The organism is Paracoccus sp. (in: a-proteobacteria), from assembly GCF_032007265.1.
GTDB lineage: Bacteria > Pseudomonadota > Alphaproteobacteria > Rhodobacterales > Rhodobacteraceae > Paracoccus.
The window spans coordinates 1-14948 of record NZ_DALZMB010000011.1; the positions used below are offsets into that span (position 1 = coordinate 1).

The following is a 14948-nucleotide window of genomic DNA, read 5'->3' on the forward strand; positions in this document are numbered from 1 at the left end:
TCAGGCCGCCAAATCGGCCCTGAACGGCGGAAAACAAGGAAAAATCGAGGTGCCCCAATGTATATCAATGATATGCGAATGGCCGTGCGCCCAAGGTTTGATGATGCAAAAGAATACAGCCGTATACGTTATGGCGCATGAAGGGTCTTTGATGATAAGAGCTCTGGCATTGGACAGGCGCGGCCAGGTACCAGTGATGCGGTTTGTGCTAAGGGTGCGAAGCGCCTATAAGCCGGGCTGATCGAATAGGAATACGGCGGCAAACGACATGGGCGAGGCCAACGACAGGACGGGCGGGATTCAGGTGATTGCGCGGGCAGCAGCCCTGCTGCGAGAGCTGGGCGAACATCCCGCGGGCCTTAGCCTTGCTGCCTTGGCCGCAAGGGTGGGGCTGGCGCGATCGACCGTGCAGCGCATCATTCAAGCGCTGGAAACCGAAGGATTGGTTGCTCTTTCGGATCAGGGCTACGGCTTTCAGCTGGGACCAGCGCTTGGAGAGTTGCTGCAACGCCGCCAGATCGATCTGACGGCGGAATTGCGGCCTTTGATCGCGGATCTATCCGAGCAAATCGGCGAAACCATAGCTTTGTGCAAATTCAGCGGGGCACAGGTGACGGTGTTGGAATGCTGCATTGCCGAGCATCCCTTGCGCGTGGTCTATCCGCTTGGCGCCCTGCCCTTTCCGGCACATGTTCTTGCACCCGGACGTGCGCTTTTGGCCAATATCGCGCCTGAGCGCGCCCTTCAGATCCTGCAGGAAACCATGCCCGGTCCCGAGGCCACAAAGATCTGCGCGACATTGCTGTCTGCGCGTGAGCCTGCCTATGACATTGCCGAAAGCTATGCTGGCCTATCGGCCATTGCGGTCGCGATCCGCACGGATCATGGGCTTTTCGCCATCAGTTCGGTTCTGCCCCAATCGCGCATCGATCAGCGCGCCTCTCGGGTGGTTTCAGGCTTGACATCCCTTCGCACCAAAATCGAGGCGCGCTTTCTGGCCGAATAAATCAGCCAAACCGTTAAAGTGATGTAGGAAAACGGGCAATCCGGTGGATCGCCCGTTTGTCTGTTTAGCCTGTGAAGGCGATAATGGCCTTTAGCGGCCCGGTTCCATCGACAAGCGCCTGAAACAGGGCTGGGGCCGCCTCGGGGGTATAGGTTTCACCGCCCAGCCAGCTAAGTTCCTGCTGCATCGGGGCCAGCATGTGAACGGCTTGCGCAAAATCATCGCGGGTATAGACGCGCGTGCCGATGATTTCGATTTCGCGAAAGGCAAGCGCTTGCAGATCAACCGGCTGTGCCCCTTTGTGGATCGAGACAACGGCAATCTTGCCGCCCGTCCGCACAAAGCGCAGTGCATCTGCGACCGCAGGTGCGGCACCTGCGCATTCAAATACCGTGTCAAAGCCTTGGCACCCCTGCTTGGACAGGGCCGCGCTGAAATTCTCGGCCGTGGCGGCATAGGCGTCAAAGCCTGCGTCGCGCAACTGCTTGATACGCGCCTCATTGGTGTCGAAAAGCGCAACCGATCCAACGCCACGACGGCGCAGATAGGCGGCAAGCGTCGTGCCGATCGGGCCGGCACCGATAATGGCAACATGATCGCTGGTTGCGCAATTCACCCGCCGCGCGGCATGGATGCAAACTGCCAGCGGCTCGGCTTGGGCAGCCACGACATCGGGGACGTCAGGGTCAACTGCCAGTAGCTCTGACGCGGGAATGCGGACCTGATCGGCCATGCCACCGGCCGCATCGATTCCATAAAGCCGCAGCTTGTCGCAGATATGGGCCTGACCAGAGAGACAGGTCTGGCACAAGCCGCAAGAGATCAGCGGATAGCAGGTGACGCGGGTCCCTGCCGGAAATTCGGCGCAATCCTCGGCGGTATGTCCGATGAACTCGTGACCCAGAACCAGCGGAGCCGTGGCGCGGGGATGGGCGCCTTTGAAAATGGTCAGATCTGTGCCGCAGATGCCGCAGGCATCGACCTGCACGAGAACGCCCGCACCCTGAGGGGCCTCGACCTCTTGAAGGGAAACCTGCATCGGGGCGGTGTAAACGATGGCTTTCATGGCAATCTCGGACAAAATTGGAATGGAATATGGGCGGCGCGGGGCCGCCCATAAGCGATAGCTCAGCTGATCGAATAGCCGCCATCGACCGGAATGACATTGCCGGTCATAAAGGCCGCATGCGGTCCGGTCAGGAAAAGCGCCAGACCATGCAGATCCTCGGGGCGACCCCAGCGCGCCAATGGCGTGCGCGAAAGGATCGGCTGCGAGCGCGCCGGATCATTTTGCAGCGCCTCGGTCAGCGGGGTGGCAATCCATCCCGGCGCAATGGCATTCACGCGGATACCTTTGGGAGCATAGGCAATGGCCAGCGACTTGGTCAGCTGCGCGATGCCGCCTTTCGAGGCCGAATAGCCGGGCACAAGGCCGCCACCAAAGAAGCTAAGCATCGAGGCGATGTTGATGATCGAGCCACCCGATGCCTCAAGCAGCGGCGCTGCCGCCTCGCAGACCCGCATCGTGCCGGTCAGGTTGATGTCCACGACCTGCTCGAAAACCTCGGATGCCAATTCTTCGCCGCGACGGATGATGCCCGCGCAGTTCACGACCACATCCAGACGTTCCAGGCCGCTGACAAAGGCACGCACACCCTCGGTGCTGCGCACGTCCAGCTGGCGATGGCTGATGCCATGCGCGCTTGGGCGTTCATCGGCCTGGGCGACTTCGCGGTCGCTGGCGCCAGTGGCGATGACCTGGGCACCCGCGTCGCGGAAGGCCTCGGCGATTGCGCCGCCGATGCCCCCCGTGCCGCCAGTAACCAAAACGACGCGCCCCTCAACCCAGCCTTTGGCCCAATCAGCGGATGAACTGGTCGACATAATCTGCCCCAAGGCCAACTTTTTCGTAATGGGCGCGGCACATGTCGATCTTGGTAAAGACGTCCTCGTAGCCGATCTGCTTGTTCTGCTCGTCCAGGTAGACCATGCAGCCCGAGATGTTGAAGAAGGTGATCATCTCACTGCAATCTTCGGGCACGTTCAGCGTGTGGATCTCGCCCGGGGGCTCATAGACGAAAGAGCCCTCTTCGGCGACCCAGTCATGCTCGAAATAGTGCCATTTCCCCTTCAGAACCATGCCAAAGACAGGTGCAGGATGCAGGTGGCGCGACAAGATCCCCGAGCGCGTCACCTTTAGCAGGTTGCACCATTGCCCGGTCAGCGTGTTCAGGAACATCGGACGAAAGAACACGTTCGGCGCCTGCGGCACCCAGACGCGGTCATCATCGGGAATGGCCTTAAGTGCGATCTCGCTTGGTGCGAGGGGATGGGTCGAGCCCTTCATATTTGCGTACATCGTTCTTCCTTTCAGAGCGAGGGAGTATCAGAGAGTTTTTGGGTGCGGCTCATACGTCGCACCAGCGCGGCCACCAGCGGATAGGACCAGACGACAATTGTCAGCGCGCCCAGAACCCCGGAAATCGGGCGGTCAAAGAAAGCGATCAGATTGCCGTCAGATTTGATGATCGAGGACATGAAGTTCTGTTCAAGCACCTGCCCCAAGACGAGGCCCAGGATCAAAGGTGCGGCCGGATAATCATTTTCCTGCATCATCCAGACAAGGAAGCCGATCGACAGCACGACCCACAACTCGAATAGGCTGTTGGACACGGCATAGGCGCCAAACAGGCTCAGCATTAAGATCACTGGGTAAAGCAGCTCATCACGCACACCAATCGCAAAGCGGCCCATATAGATTGCCAGAATCCCAAGCGGGATCAGCAGCAGGTTGGACAGCAAAAAGATGATATAAAGCGCGTTCACCATATCGGCCGACTGGGTAAAGACCAGCGGTCCGGGCTGAATACCCTTCAGGATCAACACCCCAACCACGATTGCGGTAATTGAATCGCCCGGAATACCAAAGACCAGCGTGGGCACATAGGATCCGGACAGTGCCGCGTTATTGGCCGAAGACGCACCAGCGACCCCCTCGACCGAGCCTTTGCCGAATTTTGACGGATCCTTGGAAAAGCGTTTTGAGACGGCATAGGCGACCCAGGCCGCGATATCGGCCCCCGCCCCAGGTAGCGCGCCGATCAACGTGCCAATAATGCCCCCACGCCCGATTGCGGCCTTTTGCGACCAAATCGTGCTGAATTTGGGCATCGGTGGTCCCGAGACATCGATCTTGGCGTCCACTTGCAGCTTCGTGCCACGAAATGTCGCGGCGCGGCGCAAGATCTCGGCCAGGGCGAAGGCCCCGATCATCACGGCGATAAAGTTCACGCCACCTTGCAGTTCCATGAAGCCAAAGGTGAAACGCTGCATCCCGGTGACAAAATCTAGCCCGATCGTGGACAAGAACAGCCCCAGCATCAGCGCGATCCCGCCCTTCAGCGCATCATCGCCCGCCACAAGCGTTGCGCAGGACAGCCCAAGCAGAGCCAGCCAGAAATACTCGAAACTTGAGAAGTTCAGCGCAAATTCGGCCAGAAATGGGGCGCCAAAAATCAGGACAATCGTGCCCATGGTGCCACCCAAAACAGATGCAACCGCGGACATGCCCAAGGCGTCACCGACCCGGCCCGCGCGGACCAGATCATTCATATCATTCGTATAAGCGGCCGACGATGGGGTGCCCGGAATGCGCAAAAACGCGCCCGGCACATCGCCCGCAAAGATCGACATGGCCGAGCAGGTGATGATCGTGGCCAGTGCAGCCACGGGCGACATGGTGAACGTGACCGGCACCAAAAGCGCCACAGCCATCGTTGCACTTAGCCCCGGGATCATGCCGACGAACAGGCCAAAGAGAGCCGAGACAAGGATGGTGATCAGAACCTCGGCCTGAAACACCATCGACAGGCCAGCGGAAAATGCCTCCATCAGAACAGCCCCTCGATGATGCCATCAGGCAGCGGGACGCCAAGCAGATGGGTAAAGATGATTGATATTCCGACCCCGGCCACAACGCCGGTGGTCAATGCGGGCAACGGCTTGAGGCCATAGATCAGACCGTGGATTGCCACCATCGGCACGGCAACCGCGATCGTGCCCAACGTTGGCGTCAGCCAAACGAATGCGGCAATGGCAATCGGCAGATAGGCGATCAATGCCAAGCGGCGCGGCGAGCCCAGCCAGTCAGGGCGCGTGAAGCTGCCAGCCTCACGCAGTCCGCGCAGCATAATCGCGGCCCCCATCGCAGCCATTGTGCCCCCGATAATCATCGGAAGCAGCCTGGGCGAAGCCGCGCCTGCCGGCACGTGAAATCCGCGTGCCACAAGGGCAATCGCGAGCCCCAGGATGGCAAATGCCAGTCCTGTCCAGAAATCCGGCAGGCGCATCGATTACTCCTGGCGCTGCGCGAGGCCCAGATCATTCATGATCTCGCCAACGCTTTGATGTTGTGCGGCCAGGAAGGCGCCGAAGGCCTCGGGGTCATAGCTGGCAGTGCCAAAGCCTTTGTCGTCCATGAAGGCTTTGAACTCGTCCGAGGCGGCCACTTTGGCGACGGCTGCGGCCAGCTTGTCACGGGTTGCATCTTCCATGCCCTGAGGGCCGACAACGCCACGCCAGGTGCCGCCGGAAAACGCCACGCCGGTGGCCTCTTGCGCGGTCGGAACATCCGCGAAAGCCGCGATGCGGGTCTCAGACAGGACTGCAAGTGGTTTCGATTTGCCTGCCTGCATCATCGACAGGCCCTCGGGCAACGAGGATGGGATGATCTGAACGCCACCCGCTGCCAGCTCTTGAAAGCCGGGGGCCGCACCTTGCGAGGGCACATGGGTCACGATCAAGGGATCGACGCCATTCGCCTTAAGGAAGCCCGCGAAAGCAAGGTGATAGGCGGCGCCTGCGCCCATGCCCGACAGCTTGTAAGTGCCTGCGGGTTTGGATTTGATATCCTCGATCGCGGCTTTGGCGTCAGCCCAGGGGGTATCCGCCGCGACGTGGAAAGCAGCGGCATCAAAGTTGACCAGGCCAAGCGGGGTGTAGTCGCTGGCTTTGAACGGCGCGTTGCCAGCCCAATAATAGCTGGCAATCTCGGCGCTGGCGAAACCCAGCGTATAGCCATCGGGGCGGGTGTTCAGCATCTCGGAATGGCCGATGACCCCGCCACCGCCGGGCTTGTTCACGACGTTCACCGTCACGCCCAGCTCTTTTTCCAGCCCTGCCGCGACGATGCGTGCAATCGCATCCGTGCCGCCGCCAGCATTCCAAGCCACGATCAGCTGGATCGGCTTTTCAGGATATTCAGCAAAAGCCGCGCCCGCGCTGAGCGAGAGACCCGCTGCAACGATCATGAAATTCTTCAACATTACCTCTCCTTGGTCGTAGTAGTGGCGGGTCGCCGCGATTAACGGATCAGTCCCGCGTCTTTCATTTTGCTTGTCGTAAAACCAATCGTGGCGGTCATCGCCACGCGAGCTCCATCGGCATCGCCGCGTCGGATCGCTTCAAGCACCGCAAGGTGATTGACCAAATTGGCCCGAAAATTGTCCATGTGATTGGCCGTCACCGAGAAAAGCGCCCCTAAGACCGCATCGATTGCGGCATCAAAAGCTTGCAAGATCGGGTTTCCCGTTGCCTGCAACAGCGCCAGATGGAATTCCCGGTCGGCCAGAATGGCGCCATCCGGATCGGATCTGTTCGCGGCCTCTTCCATGCGGGCATAGGCCGTTTCGATGGCGATAATCTGCATCCGTGTCGCGCGCGTGGCGACCAGCGCGGCGGCCGAAGGCTCGAAGATCAGGCGGGCTTCGTCGATGGCCGCCAAAAGATCCTGGGTATGGGTCTGGCCTGCCATGATCCAGCGCATGACCTCGCGACTTAGCATGTTCCATTGCATGCGCGAGGTGACAGTCGTGCCGCGGCGTGGCGCGGTTTCGACCATGCCCAGACCAGACAGCGTGCGGATCGCCTCGCGGATCGAGGACCGACCAACGCCGTAGCGTGCCATCAATTCGGGCTCAGTTGGGATGACGCTGCCTTCGGCAAGGCGCCCGGCCGCTATATCCGCGCCGATGCAATCAAGCACACCATCTGCCAGCTTTTCTTTTACCAAAGCGTCCTCCTCCCCCAACGGCGCCTTCAATCATCAGATGATTAATCAGTCAAGTCAGATTATAAGCAAGATATATCTGAGGAAAGCCAACCTGAAGGCCATGGCGATCCAAGAGGATTTGGGACAGGTTGTTTGCGCCGGGCCAAGTGGCACGCTGATTCAACGGGAAGGAAAGTCGGATGAAGGCCAGATCGTCAACTGAGGTGCAGCTCATGACCGAGGACGAAGTCTTGTCGCTGGCCCAAGGCTTTTTGATGTCTCATGGGCTGAATGCGGCACAGGCGGCATCGGTCGCGATGATGTTGGGTGCGGCCGAGCGTGACGGCAGCCTGTCTCATGGATTGCAGCGTCTGCCCGGCACGCTGGAGACAATGGCCCATCCGCAGTTCAATAAAAATGCCGATCCCCAGCCCGAGGGAAAAACAGCCGCTTTTACCAGTGTCGACGCAGATTTTGGCTTTTCCTGCCTGGGCGCCGAGCGGGGCTTGGCGGGTCTGATCGCCTCGGCCAAGGCCTTGGGGATTGGTATTTTGACGGTTCGCAACGGCTTTCACTCGACCGCACTTTGGCCCGTGATCGAGCGGATCGCAGAGCAGGGGCTGGTTGCCCTTTCGATGAATCCCACCCATGCTTGGGTCGCGCCAGCAGGTGGCACCAAAGGGCTTCTGGGCACCAATCCGATGGCATTTGCGTGGCCGCGCGCCAAACATCCACCCTATGTGTTCGACTTTGCCACCACCGCCGCTGCGCGGGCCGATATTGCGCTTGCACGAGATCAATCTCGGCCAATTCCCGAAGGGTGGGGCCTTGATCCAAATGGCAATCCTACCACGGATCCGGCTCAGGTTCTGGCTGGTGTCATGCTGCCATTCGGTGGGCATAAAGGCTCGGCTCTGGCCACGATGATCGAATTGATGGCAGGTCCGATGATCGGTGACATGTCCAGCCGCCAATCGATGGATTTTGATCAAGGTGCCCGCGCCGCGCCATGCCACGGCGAGTTGATCCTTGCCCTGTCGCCCGAGCTGATCGGCGGAGCGGGCGCTGTGTCCCGCGCCGAAGACATCTTTGCCGGCTTTGACGCCCAAGACGCCCGCCTGCCCGGAAGCCGCCGCTATGCAATCCGCGCCGCGAATATCGATAATGGCATTCCCGTCTCAACCACTTTGCTGGGGCGCATTTCTGCACTGATGGGTAAAGATGCCATCAAGGCATAAAGGGTAGGGCACTGCTAAGGCGCTGATCAAACCCGATCAATATACGATATCAAGCAACTGATCTTCAGATGAAATACTTGATTGGTCGCGAGTCGAAACCTTGGCGGATATGTGCAATGAATAAGGGTTATCGCAGACGGCGGGGCGCATTTCATCATCCGGAAGCTTTACCTGCCAGGGTGTCACCCCAATGCCGCCTCAGCCGAAATTAGTTAAGGTTGGAATATGTCCGTTGTCGCGCGTCATGCGGAACAACGGGCTGCCTGATGCCGGACGGCGGCTTCGGCGATAACGGGGATCAAAAAAGCGAGTATTGGCCAAAATCGAGCCCAATACCCCCTCGCGGCGTGGCTGGATTGCGCGCAATCCGCGACCGTCACCGCGGTTCAGTGCCTTGATTGCGGCGATGACGCTGCCGGTTTGTTCGATCTTGCTGGCCAGCTCGTCACGCTCACAGCCAAGATGCTCGGCAAGAAGTCCGTTGCGAATGTCACGCACCCGCGCCTTGTCTCGCGGACTGTTTGCCATCAGGGCGATGTCGCATTCGGTATCAAATCCCATCGAGCGGCGATCGATATTGCTTGAACCAACCCGAAGGAAATCCTCGTCCACGATCTGGACCTTGGCGTGAATATAGATCGCCTCATGCGCGTCATTGATCGGATAAAGGATCATAAAGCGGTCGCCATGATCGACGGCCTTAAGGGCGCGCATCATCCGGCTGCGCGTGACATGCATTGCCGCATCTTCGACAAAATTATGCGCCGCCTCAGGATTGATGATGATCACCTCTGGACCATTGGGTTGCACCAGCCTTGAACGAATGGCACGAAAGATGCTGTCCGAGCAGAAATACTGAGATTCCAAATAGATAACACGCTCGGCGCTGAGGATGCTTTCCAGGTACAGCCGCTCGATTTCGGCTGTGATCGGACGCCCGTTTTCAGGCGGTTCGGTACGCGCAATGCCGACCTTGATATTGGTGAAATCGGGACGGATGCTGTCGGGCCAACGATCACCCCCGGGCAGAAATTCCTCATCAACCTCGGCGGAATTGGCGCGGTACCAGCGCGCGCGGCACAGTTCGCTAAGATCTGCGGCGGCGGGTCCTGACAAAACCGTTGTCAGATCGTGCCAAGGGGGGGCGATATTTTGACCCTTGCCGCGGCGTGGATCACCGCTCAGATGCTCGGGGGTGTCCCAGCGGCCGTCGGTCACATCAATGCCGCCGCAAAACGCCAAGGCATCGTCGATCACAACAACCTTCTGATGATGACACGCCCCGATGGGGTGGTGCCCGTCCAAGGCAAAATGGATCTGATTGGGTGAAAGAATTTTAAGTTTGGCAAGCTGCACAACCTGTCTTGGCTGAAACAAGGTGCCTCCGCTCCATTTCAACAGATAGATGTCGAGCGTCGGGCACCGTTCCACCAAGGCATCTAGAAACGGGCCGACCGCATTGGGGAAACCATCCGGGGCATTGCCAAGATCGTCGGATTGCCCGGGCAGCATCTCGATCTCAAAGTCGAAATCCCATCCGACCATAAAGACCAGACGCTTTGCCTTGATCAGGGATTCTCGTAGGGCACGAAAGTAATCTGCACCGTCGACGATGACCGAAAACGCATCGGCGCGTGCCTCGCGCCAACAATTCCGGCCCAGTTCAAATGAGAAAGCTTTCATTCCTGCCCAACCCGCTTACGACAAAAGACAAACGATCCTGAAAGCCAGTTGGTTTCCCCTGCCCTGCACCCCACCACCTTGTCTGGCACTGTTTGGCTTGGCTGTGAAAAAGGGCGACCCAATTGGATCGCCCGAGTTGAGAGAGTGAGAGTTGGCTTAGAAGCCGTAGACCAGAGACACACCAAGCGTGTTATCTGTCCGAATAGCGCGGTCAGACACATATTCCGTTTTGTAGGACACGCGGGTGGCGAAGGCATCGCTCATCTTGAAGTTCACACCAAGCTCGTTGGTGATCAGGTCGTTCACATCCGAAGTCAGATAGTCGGTATCATTCGTGACGAAGATATTCTCGTTGAAGCGGTGATAGAAACGCGACGAGACAATATAGCCGACATCGGTGTTCGAATCCCACTCCCCGGTCCCCGCAAGCGGATCGGCGGGATTGGCATCCGAAGTCACGTTATAGGCCTTGGTGTAGCGAATACCCACGCCAGCCTGCACGCGCCATGCGGTGGTATCATTGTTCAAGATCCGATAGCCCGGACCCACGCCAAGGAAGGCGTCGCGTTTCAGGCCGCCATCAAGATCTTGATAGTCCTGGGAATCCGATAGCCCGTCTACATCACCCGCCATGCCATCGGTGGCAACCCGACCCAGGGCGAATGCATAGAAGCGGTCATTGAAGAAATAGGCAGCATCATAGATCACCGAGGTTCTTTTCGTCTCGGCATCACCTTGATCGTCCTCGCCATATTCCAGCAAGATCCCGACCGATTGTGCGAATTGGCCATAGTTTTGGCTCAGGCGACCAGCAAGGCTGAAATCCTGATTTTCCTCGTTCCCGGTGCGCCCGGCATAGCTAAGTGCGATCGAACCAAAGACACCCTCATTCCCCGAACCGGGGCCAAAGCGGTAATTATCCTCGGATCGGGCAAAGTCGTCGCGGACGTCACGTTCGACGTCACGCATCTGCTCATTCACGTCTGTAATGCCGACAGCATTCGCCCCTGTTGCAATTTCCTGCTGCGCATAGGCTGGGGCGACGGTTGCAGCTGCCAAAATGGTAGCGCCGGCAAGTTTGGAAAAAGTGTTCATTACTGTCTCTCCAAGTAGCTTAGTGAGCCAAGTTCATTGTGAACCACATGTAAAAGGTACGCCTCTGCTGCTGTGGTGATAGGGTGTGGGCCACCCAGCCGGGCATTCTCGTGGCCGTTCAGCAACACAGCCCCAATGGCGCAAAGGTTCGGCGGCCGCGGCGGGTTCCCTCTTTTAAAGCGCAGGTTGTGTCAGAAAATTCATGGCGCCTGTTTCGGCGATGCCACTCAATATGCTTGGCTTTATCCCCTGCCCCCCGGCGAGAGAACATTGGGCGGTTATGTCTGAGAACGGCCGATTGTATCGCCCCGAAAAGCCAGCGTTCAGCAGGATCCTCAACTTATTGTGACCGGAAAATCGCATATCCTTTTGTCACCCAAACGCGCCCTTCGGTGTTAGGGCGTGTCGTTTTTTGGCAAAAATGTCGTTTATATGCTTATCGGCGGTTCCAATTTGTCTGATTTTGCTATAGGTCGTGCCGTTCATGTGTTCTTTTGGCTTGATAAACTTGTGGTGCGCCGAAGCTGGTGCAACAGCCACAAGCCTTAGGGAAAGTGGCAAGTTCCACCTGATTTTCCCCTCGGATTTTACTCCGATCTTTTAGCGAGAGCATGCAAATTCCAATCACCCACCCGCCTTCAATGACGGGCTTGGGCTTATTTGGGCCGTCCAGATGTGTCGGCCTGAAGCTAAGGAGATATCTTGCAGGATGAATGAAGTTTCACCTCCGTTCACTGACGTAGAAATCGACACACAAGACAATGGTTTTTATCAGGGCTACTCACTGCCCATCGCTCTTGTATCCAAGATCAGCATGTCGCTTTTGGTGGTCTGGGCACTGTTGTTTCCCCTCAGTGCTGGCGACGCTCTTTCGGCTGTCAACACTGGGCTTTTGAACCTTTTCAACTCGTTTTACGTGCTGTCTGTTGGCATGTTCGCGTGGTTTTTGATCATCGTCGCCATCATCCCCTCGTCGGGGCGACGCCGCCTTGGTCACGAGGGCGATCGGCCCGAGTTTTCGACATTTTCGTGGTTTGCAATGATGTTTGGCGCGGGACTTGGTGTGGGTCTGATGGTCTATGCCACCGCCGAGCCGCTGGGGCTTTGGGGGGCAAATCCCGAGATCATCCGCGGCAATGCCCAAGCCTATCAGGTCGATGCAATCCAATCAGCATATCGCTATAGCTTTATGCATTACGGCTTTCACGCCTGGTCGATTTACGTCGTGACCGGGCTTTGCCTTGCCTATTATGCCTATACCCGCGACATGCCTTTGACGATCCGCTCGGCGCTGACACCGATCTTTGGCTCTGCAATGAACGGCATTTTGGGGCATATCGTTGATATCTTGGGAATTATCGCCACGATCCTTGGGGTCGCAGTCACCATTGGCTATGGCGTCAGTCAGCTGGTCGAAGGGGCCTATTCGGTTCTGGGCTATCAATGGCTTTTGCAACCCGGCGAGGCGGGCGGCCCCCCTTCGCCATCTTTGGTCGGCCTTTTGGTCGCCTTGGTGATGGTCATGGGGCTGTCGACCCTCTCGGCGGTTTCCGGCGTTGGCCGGGGGGTAAAGTATCTGTCCAACCTCAACCTTGTGCTGTCTTGCGCATTGCTACTGGTTTTCGCTGTTTTCGGCTCATTTGCTTTTGCAATGACGACCTATGTTCAGGCGACTTTCGACTATTTGCTGCATTTCCCGGCGCTATCCTTCGAGGCCTATGGCACCCAGACCGAACTGGGCGCGTGGCAAGCAGGGGCGACCACGTTCTATTGGGCGTGGTGGATTGCGTTCTCGCCTTTTGTCGGGCTGTTTCTGGCCCGCATTTCTAAGGGCCGAACCATTCGCGAATTCGTCCTGGGGGCGGTCATCGCGCCATCCTTGGTGTGCTTTGCCTGGTTCACCATTCTGGGCGGTACGGCCATTGATCTTGAAGTGCGCCAGATTGCGCAGGGCGCCATTCTGGATGCATCTTTGACCAACAAGCTGTTCGTCACATTGCACTACCTTTTGTCGGACGGGATGTTTCAATTTGTGTCGGTGATGAGCGTGGTTCTGATCCTGACCTTTCTGGTCACCTCGGCGGATTCCGGTATTTTGGTGATGAATACGATCATGGCTGGCGGCGCGGTGGACACGGGGGTGATGCACCGGGTGATCTGGGGCGTTATCCTGACCTTGGTCATCGCGGCGCTGACCCTTGCCGGAGGCGGCGGTCTGGGCGCATTGCAAGATGCGATGATCATCGGGGCATTGCCCTTTGCGTTTGTGATGGTGCTGATGTGTATCTCGCTGGCCAAGGCATTGTTTCGCGACCATTTGCGTGATCGCTATGATGCTTTGGTTGAAAGCTGATCCCTGACACGCATTTGGGCTTTGGGTCACATTTGCCCCAAAGCCCATTTATCGGGATCGCCTGCACAGCTGTAAGGGGCGAGCCACGGATCACGGCAAAGGTGCCATTGCCACGCGCGCTGACATAAAGGGGCGCAAGCCACCATAATCTTGCATATTTTAACGCGTTTACCGTAATGCTGGCTGCATGGGTGAACTTGAAACAATCCGCGTATTCTTGGCCGTCGCCGAACTGTCCAGCTTTGCCGGGGCCGCGCGTCAACTGGGCATGACAGCCGCTGCCGTCACCCGGGCAATTGCGGGTCTGGAAGATCGCCTTGGGGTCCAGTTGTTGGTGCGCACAACGCGGCAGGTATCGCTGACATCGGCGGGGGCGGCCTATGCCGCCAAGGTCGGACCTTTGGCACAAGGCCTGTCCGCCGCGGCCCAAGAAATCCGCGAGGCGCAGGGGATCACCTCGGGGCATTTGCGCATCAGCGCGCCAATTTCACTTGGGGTCAGGGTCTTACCCCCGGTGCTGTCGCAATTCGCGGCACTTTATCCGGACACGAAAGTCGCGCTAAGTTTATCTGACCGCTTTGTCGATATTGTCGAAGAAGACTTCGATCTGGCGATCCGCGTCTCGGGGCCGCCGACCGACAAGTCGACGATCTGGCGCAAAGTCTGCCAGATATCGCGCAGCCTGTTCGCCTCGCCCGACTATCTTGCTGCCAATGGCACCCCGCAAGCCCCCAAGGATTTGTCGCAGTTTTGCTGCCTGAGCTATCATAGCGATGCGCGCAGCGAGACGTGGGAGCTGTCGCAGGGCAAGGTCCAATACCAACACAAGGTGCGCGGAACGCTTAGCGCAAATAACGGCGACCTTTTGGCTCAGCTGGTCATGAACGGCGAAGGGATCGCGCTTTTGCCGAACTTTATCCTGGACGAGGCGCTATCTGCGGGCCGGGTGGTCCGGATCTTGCCGCAATGGTCGCTGCCCGAGATTTGGCTGACGCTTTACTATCCACCCTATGAGCAGCTGCCCCTGCGGGTTGCGACTTTCTCGGATTTTTTCGAGGCCTATGTTAAGGAAACCCGGCCGCTTTAATCTGCTCGCGCCCTTTGGGCAGATATGCGAAAGGAGCAACCCCGAAAGGGATCGCGCCAATTTTGCAATCATTCTAGCCCAGGCTTATGCCCGCTTGGCATCAACGCTGATCGGACCCGCGCCAGCCGCTGCCAGATACAGAAAGACGAAGGAAAACAGGATCGCCGCCGTGCCGCCGTTTTGCGCGGGATAGAAGCTTTGCGGTGCATGGGCGATGAAATAGGCGAATGCCATCAGGCCCGACAGCACAAAGGCCGAAACGCGGGTGAAAAGTCCGATCGTGACCAGAAAGCCTAGTGTCAGTTCCAAAATACCTGCGATCCATGGCAACGAGCCAACGGGCGGCATGGCATCCGAGGCGGGAAAGCCCAGAATTTACCTTCCGATCTGCGCCGAAAAGGACCGATCTATGACCGATACCGCGACGAGGGCCGCCA

At 58.1% G+C, this 14948-nt stretch carries 14 protein-coding genes; 4 read left to right on the plus strand and 10 right to left on the minus strand.

Annotated elements, in window-relative coordinates:
* Nucleotides 1-268 precede the first annotated feature (268 nt).
* A complete protein-coding gene (locus RTS12_RS03980; protein ID WP_312525727.1) occupies nucleotides 269-1006 on the plus strand; it encodes an IclR family transcriptional regulator in 738 nt (245 codons plus the stop codon).
* A gap of 64 nt (nucleotides 1007-1070) precedes the next feature.
* Here RTS12_RS03980 and RTS12_RS03985 read toward each other — a convergent pair whose 3' ends face one another.
* From RTS12_RS03985 to RTS12_RS04015, 7 genes are all read right to left on the minus strand, one after another.
* Nucleotides 1071-2072, minus strand: coding sequence for an alcohol dehydrogenase catalytic domain-containing protein (locus tag RTS12_RS03985; RefSeq protein WP_312525730.1), 1002 nt, complete (start codon nucleotides 2070-2072; stop codon nucleotides 1071-1073).
* A 62-nt stretch (nucleotides 2073-2134) separates the two neighbouring features.
* Nucleotides 2135-2890 (minus strand): SDR family NAD(P)-dependent oxidoreductase, encoded by a 756-nt coding sequence (locus tag RTS12_RS03990; RefSeq protein ID WP_312525732.1) that lies wholly within the window; start codon nucleotides 2888-2890, stop codon nucleotides 2135-2137.
* The gene (locus RTS12_RS03995) at nucleotides 2868-3365 is read right to left on the minus strand and encodes a 2,4'-dihydroxyacetophenone dioxygenase family protein (RefSeq protein ID WP_312525734.1); all 498 of its coding nucleotides are present in this window, start codon (nucleotides 3363-3365) and stop codon (nucleotides 2868-2870) included. Before RTS12_RS03995 ends, RTS12_RS03990 begins: the two co-directional genes overlap by 23 nt.
* 11 nt (nucleotides 3366-3376) lie before the next feature.
* Nucleotides 3377-4897: a tripartite tricarboxylate transporter permease gene (locus tag RTS12_RS04000; RefSeq protein ID WP_312525736.1), complete on the minus strand. Its 1521-nt coding sequence runs from the start codon at nucleotides 4895-4897 to the stop codon at nucleotides 3377-3379.
* Nucleotides 4897-5355, minus strand: a complete 459-nt coding sequence (locus tag RTS12_RS04005; RefSeq protein WP_312525738.1) for a tripartite tricarboxylate transporter TctB family protein — start codon at nucleotides 5353-5355, stop codon at nucleotides 4897-4899. The genes RTS12_RS04000 and RTS12_RS04005 overlap by 1 nt, the downstream gene beginning before the upstream one ends.
* A 3-nt stretch (nucleotides 5356-5358) precedes the next feature.
* On the minus strand, nucleotides 5359-6330 hold the full coding sequence (locus RTS12_RS04010) for a tripartite tricarboxylate transporter substrate binding protein (RefSeq protein ID WP_312525740.1): 972 nt from the start codon (nucleotides 6328-6330) through the stop codon (nucleotides 5359-5361).
* Between the two features lie 38 nt (nucleotides 6331-6368).
* Nucleotides 6369-7076 (minus strand): FadR/GntR family transcriptional regulator, encoded by a 708-nt coding sequence (locus RTS12_RS04015; RefSeq protein ID WP_312525742.1) that lies wholly within the window; start codon nucleotides 7074-7076, stop codon nucleotides 6369-6371.
* 212 nt (nucleotides 7077-7288) lie between these two features.
* Between RTS12_RS04015 and RTS12_RS04020 the strand changes: the two genes are divergently transcribed.
* Nucleotides 7289-8293, plus strand: a complete 1005-nt coding sequence (locus RTS12_RS04020; protein ID WP_312525744.1) for an Ldh family oxidoreductase — start codon at nucleotides 7289-7291, stop codon at nucleotides 8291-8293.
* Between the two features lie 198 nt (nucleotides 8294-8491).
* On the opposite strand, the gene RTS12_RS04025 is transcribed toward RTS12_RS04020, so the two are convergent.
* Complete coding sequence (locus RTS12_RS04025) at nucleotides 8492-9976, minus strand: phospholipase D-like domain-containing protein (RefSeq protein ID WP_312525746.1); 1485 nt, start codon at nucleotides 9974-9976, stop codon at nucleotides 8492-8494.
* Between the two features lie 156 nt (nucleotides 9977-10132).
* Complete coding sequence (locus tag RTS12_RS04030) at nucleotides 10133-11071, minus strand: DUF481 domain-containing protein (RefSeq protein ID WP_312525748.1); 939 nt, start codon at nucleotides 11069-11071, stop codon at nucleotides 10133-10135.
* Nucleotides 11072-11780: 709 nt separating this feature from the next.
* Here RTS12_RS04030 and RTS12_RS04035 point away from each other — a divergent pair.
* Nucleotides 11781-13424, plus strand: a complete 1644-nt coding sequence (locus tag RTS12_RS04035; RefSeq protein WP_312525750.1) for a BCCT family transporter — start codon at nucleotides 11781-11783, stop codon at nucleotides 13422-13424.
* 187 nt (nucleotides 13425-13611) lie between these two features.
* A complete protein-coding gene (locus RTS12_RS04040; protein ID WP_312525752.1) occupies nucleotides 13612-14511 on the plus strand; it encodes a LysR family transcriptional regulator in 900 nt (299 codons plus the stop codon).
* An 84-nt stretch (nucleotides 14512-14595) separates the two neighbouring features.
* Here the strand turns inward: RTS12_RS04040 and RTS12_RS04045 are convergent, their stop codons facing one another.
* Nucleotides 14596-14820 carry a DoxX family protein gene (locus tag RTS12_RS04045; protein WP_312525753.1) on the minus strand — a complete coding sequence of 75 codons (225 nt, stop codon included), beginning with the start codon at nucleotides 14818-14820 and terminating at the stop codon, nucleotides 14596-14598.
* Between the last annotated feature and the right edge of the window lie 128 nt (nucleotides 14821-14948).

Excerpts from the sequence above, each read along its gene's own strand:
- RTS12_RS03995 (WP_312525734.1), bottom strand. The coding sequence starts at position 3,365 with ATGTACGCAAATATGAAGGGCTCGACCCATCCCCTCGCACCAAGCGAG.
- RTS12_RS04005 (WP_312525738.1), bottom strand. The coding sequence starts at position 5,355 with ATGCGCCTGCCGGATTTCTGGACAGGACTGGCATTTGCCATCCTGGGG.
- RTS12_RS03990 (WP_312525732.1), bottom strand. The coding sequence starts at position 2,890 with ATGTCGACCAGTTCATCCGCTGATTGGGCCAAAGGCTGGGTTGAGGGG.
- RTS12_RS04030 (WP_312525748.1), bottom strand. The coding sequence starts at position 11,071 with ATGAACACTTTTTCCAAACTTGCCGGCGCTACCATTTTGGCAGCTGCA.
- RTS12_RS03980 (WP_312525727.1), top strand. The coding sequence starts at position 269 with ATGGGCGAGGCCAACGACAGGACGGGCGGGATTCAGGTGATTGCGCGG.
- RTS12_RS04040 (WP_312525752.1), top strand. The coding sequence starts at position 13,612 with ATGGGTGAACTTGAAACAATCCGCGTATTCTTGGCCGTCGCCGAACTG.
- RTS12_RS04020 (WP_312525744.1), top strand. The coding sequence starts at position 7,289 with ATGACCGAGGACGAAGTCTTGTCGCTGGCCCAAGGCTTTTTGATGTCT.
- RTS12_RS04025 (WP_312525746.1), bottom strand. The coding sequence starts at position 9,976 with ATGAAAGCTTTCTCATTTGAACTGGGCCGGAATTGTTGGCGCGAGGCA.
- RTS12_RS04010 (WP_312525740.1), bottom strand. The coding sequence starts at position 6,330 with ATGTTGAAGAATTTCATGATCGTTGCAGCGGGTCTCTCGCTCAGCGCG.
- RTS12_RS03985 (WP_312525730.1), bottom strand. The coding sequence starts at position 2,072 with ATGAAAGCCATCGTTTACACCGCCCCGATGCAGGTTTCCCTTCAAGAG.
- RTS12_RS04035 (WP_312525750.1), top strand. The coding sequence starts at position 11,781 with ATGAATGAAGTTTCACCTCCGTTCACTGACGTAGAAATCGACACACAA.
- RTS12_RS04000 (WP_312525736.1), bottom strand. The coding sequence starts at position 4,897 with ATGGAGGCATTTTCCGCTGGCCTGTCGATGGTGTTTCAGGCCGAGGTT.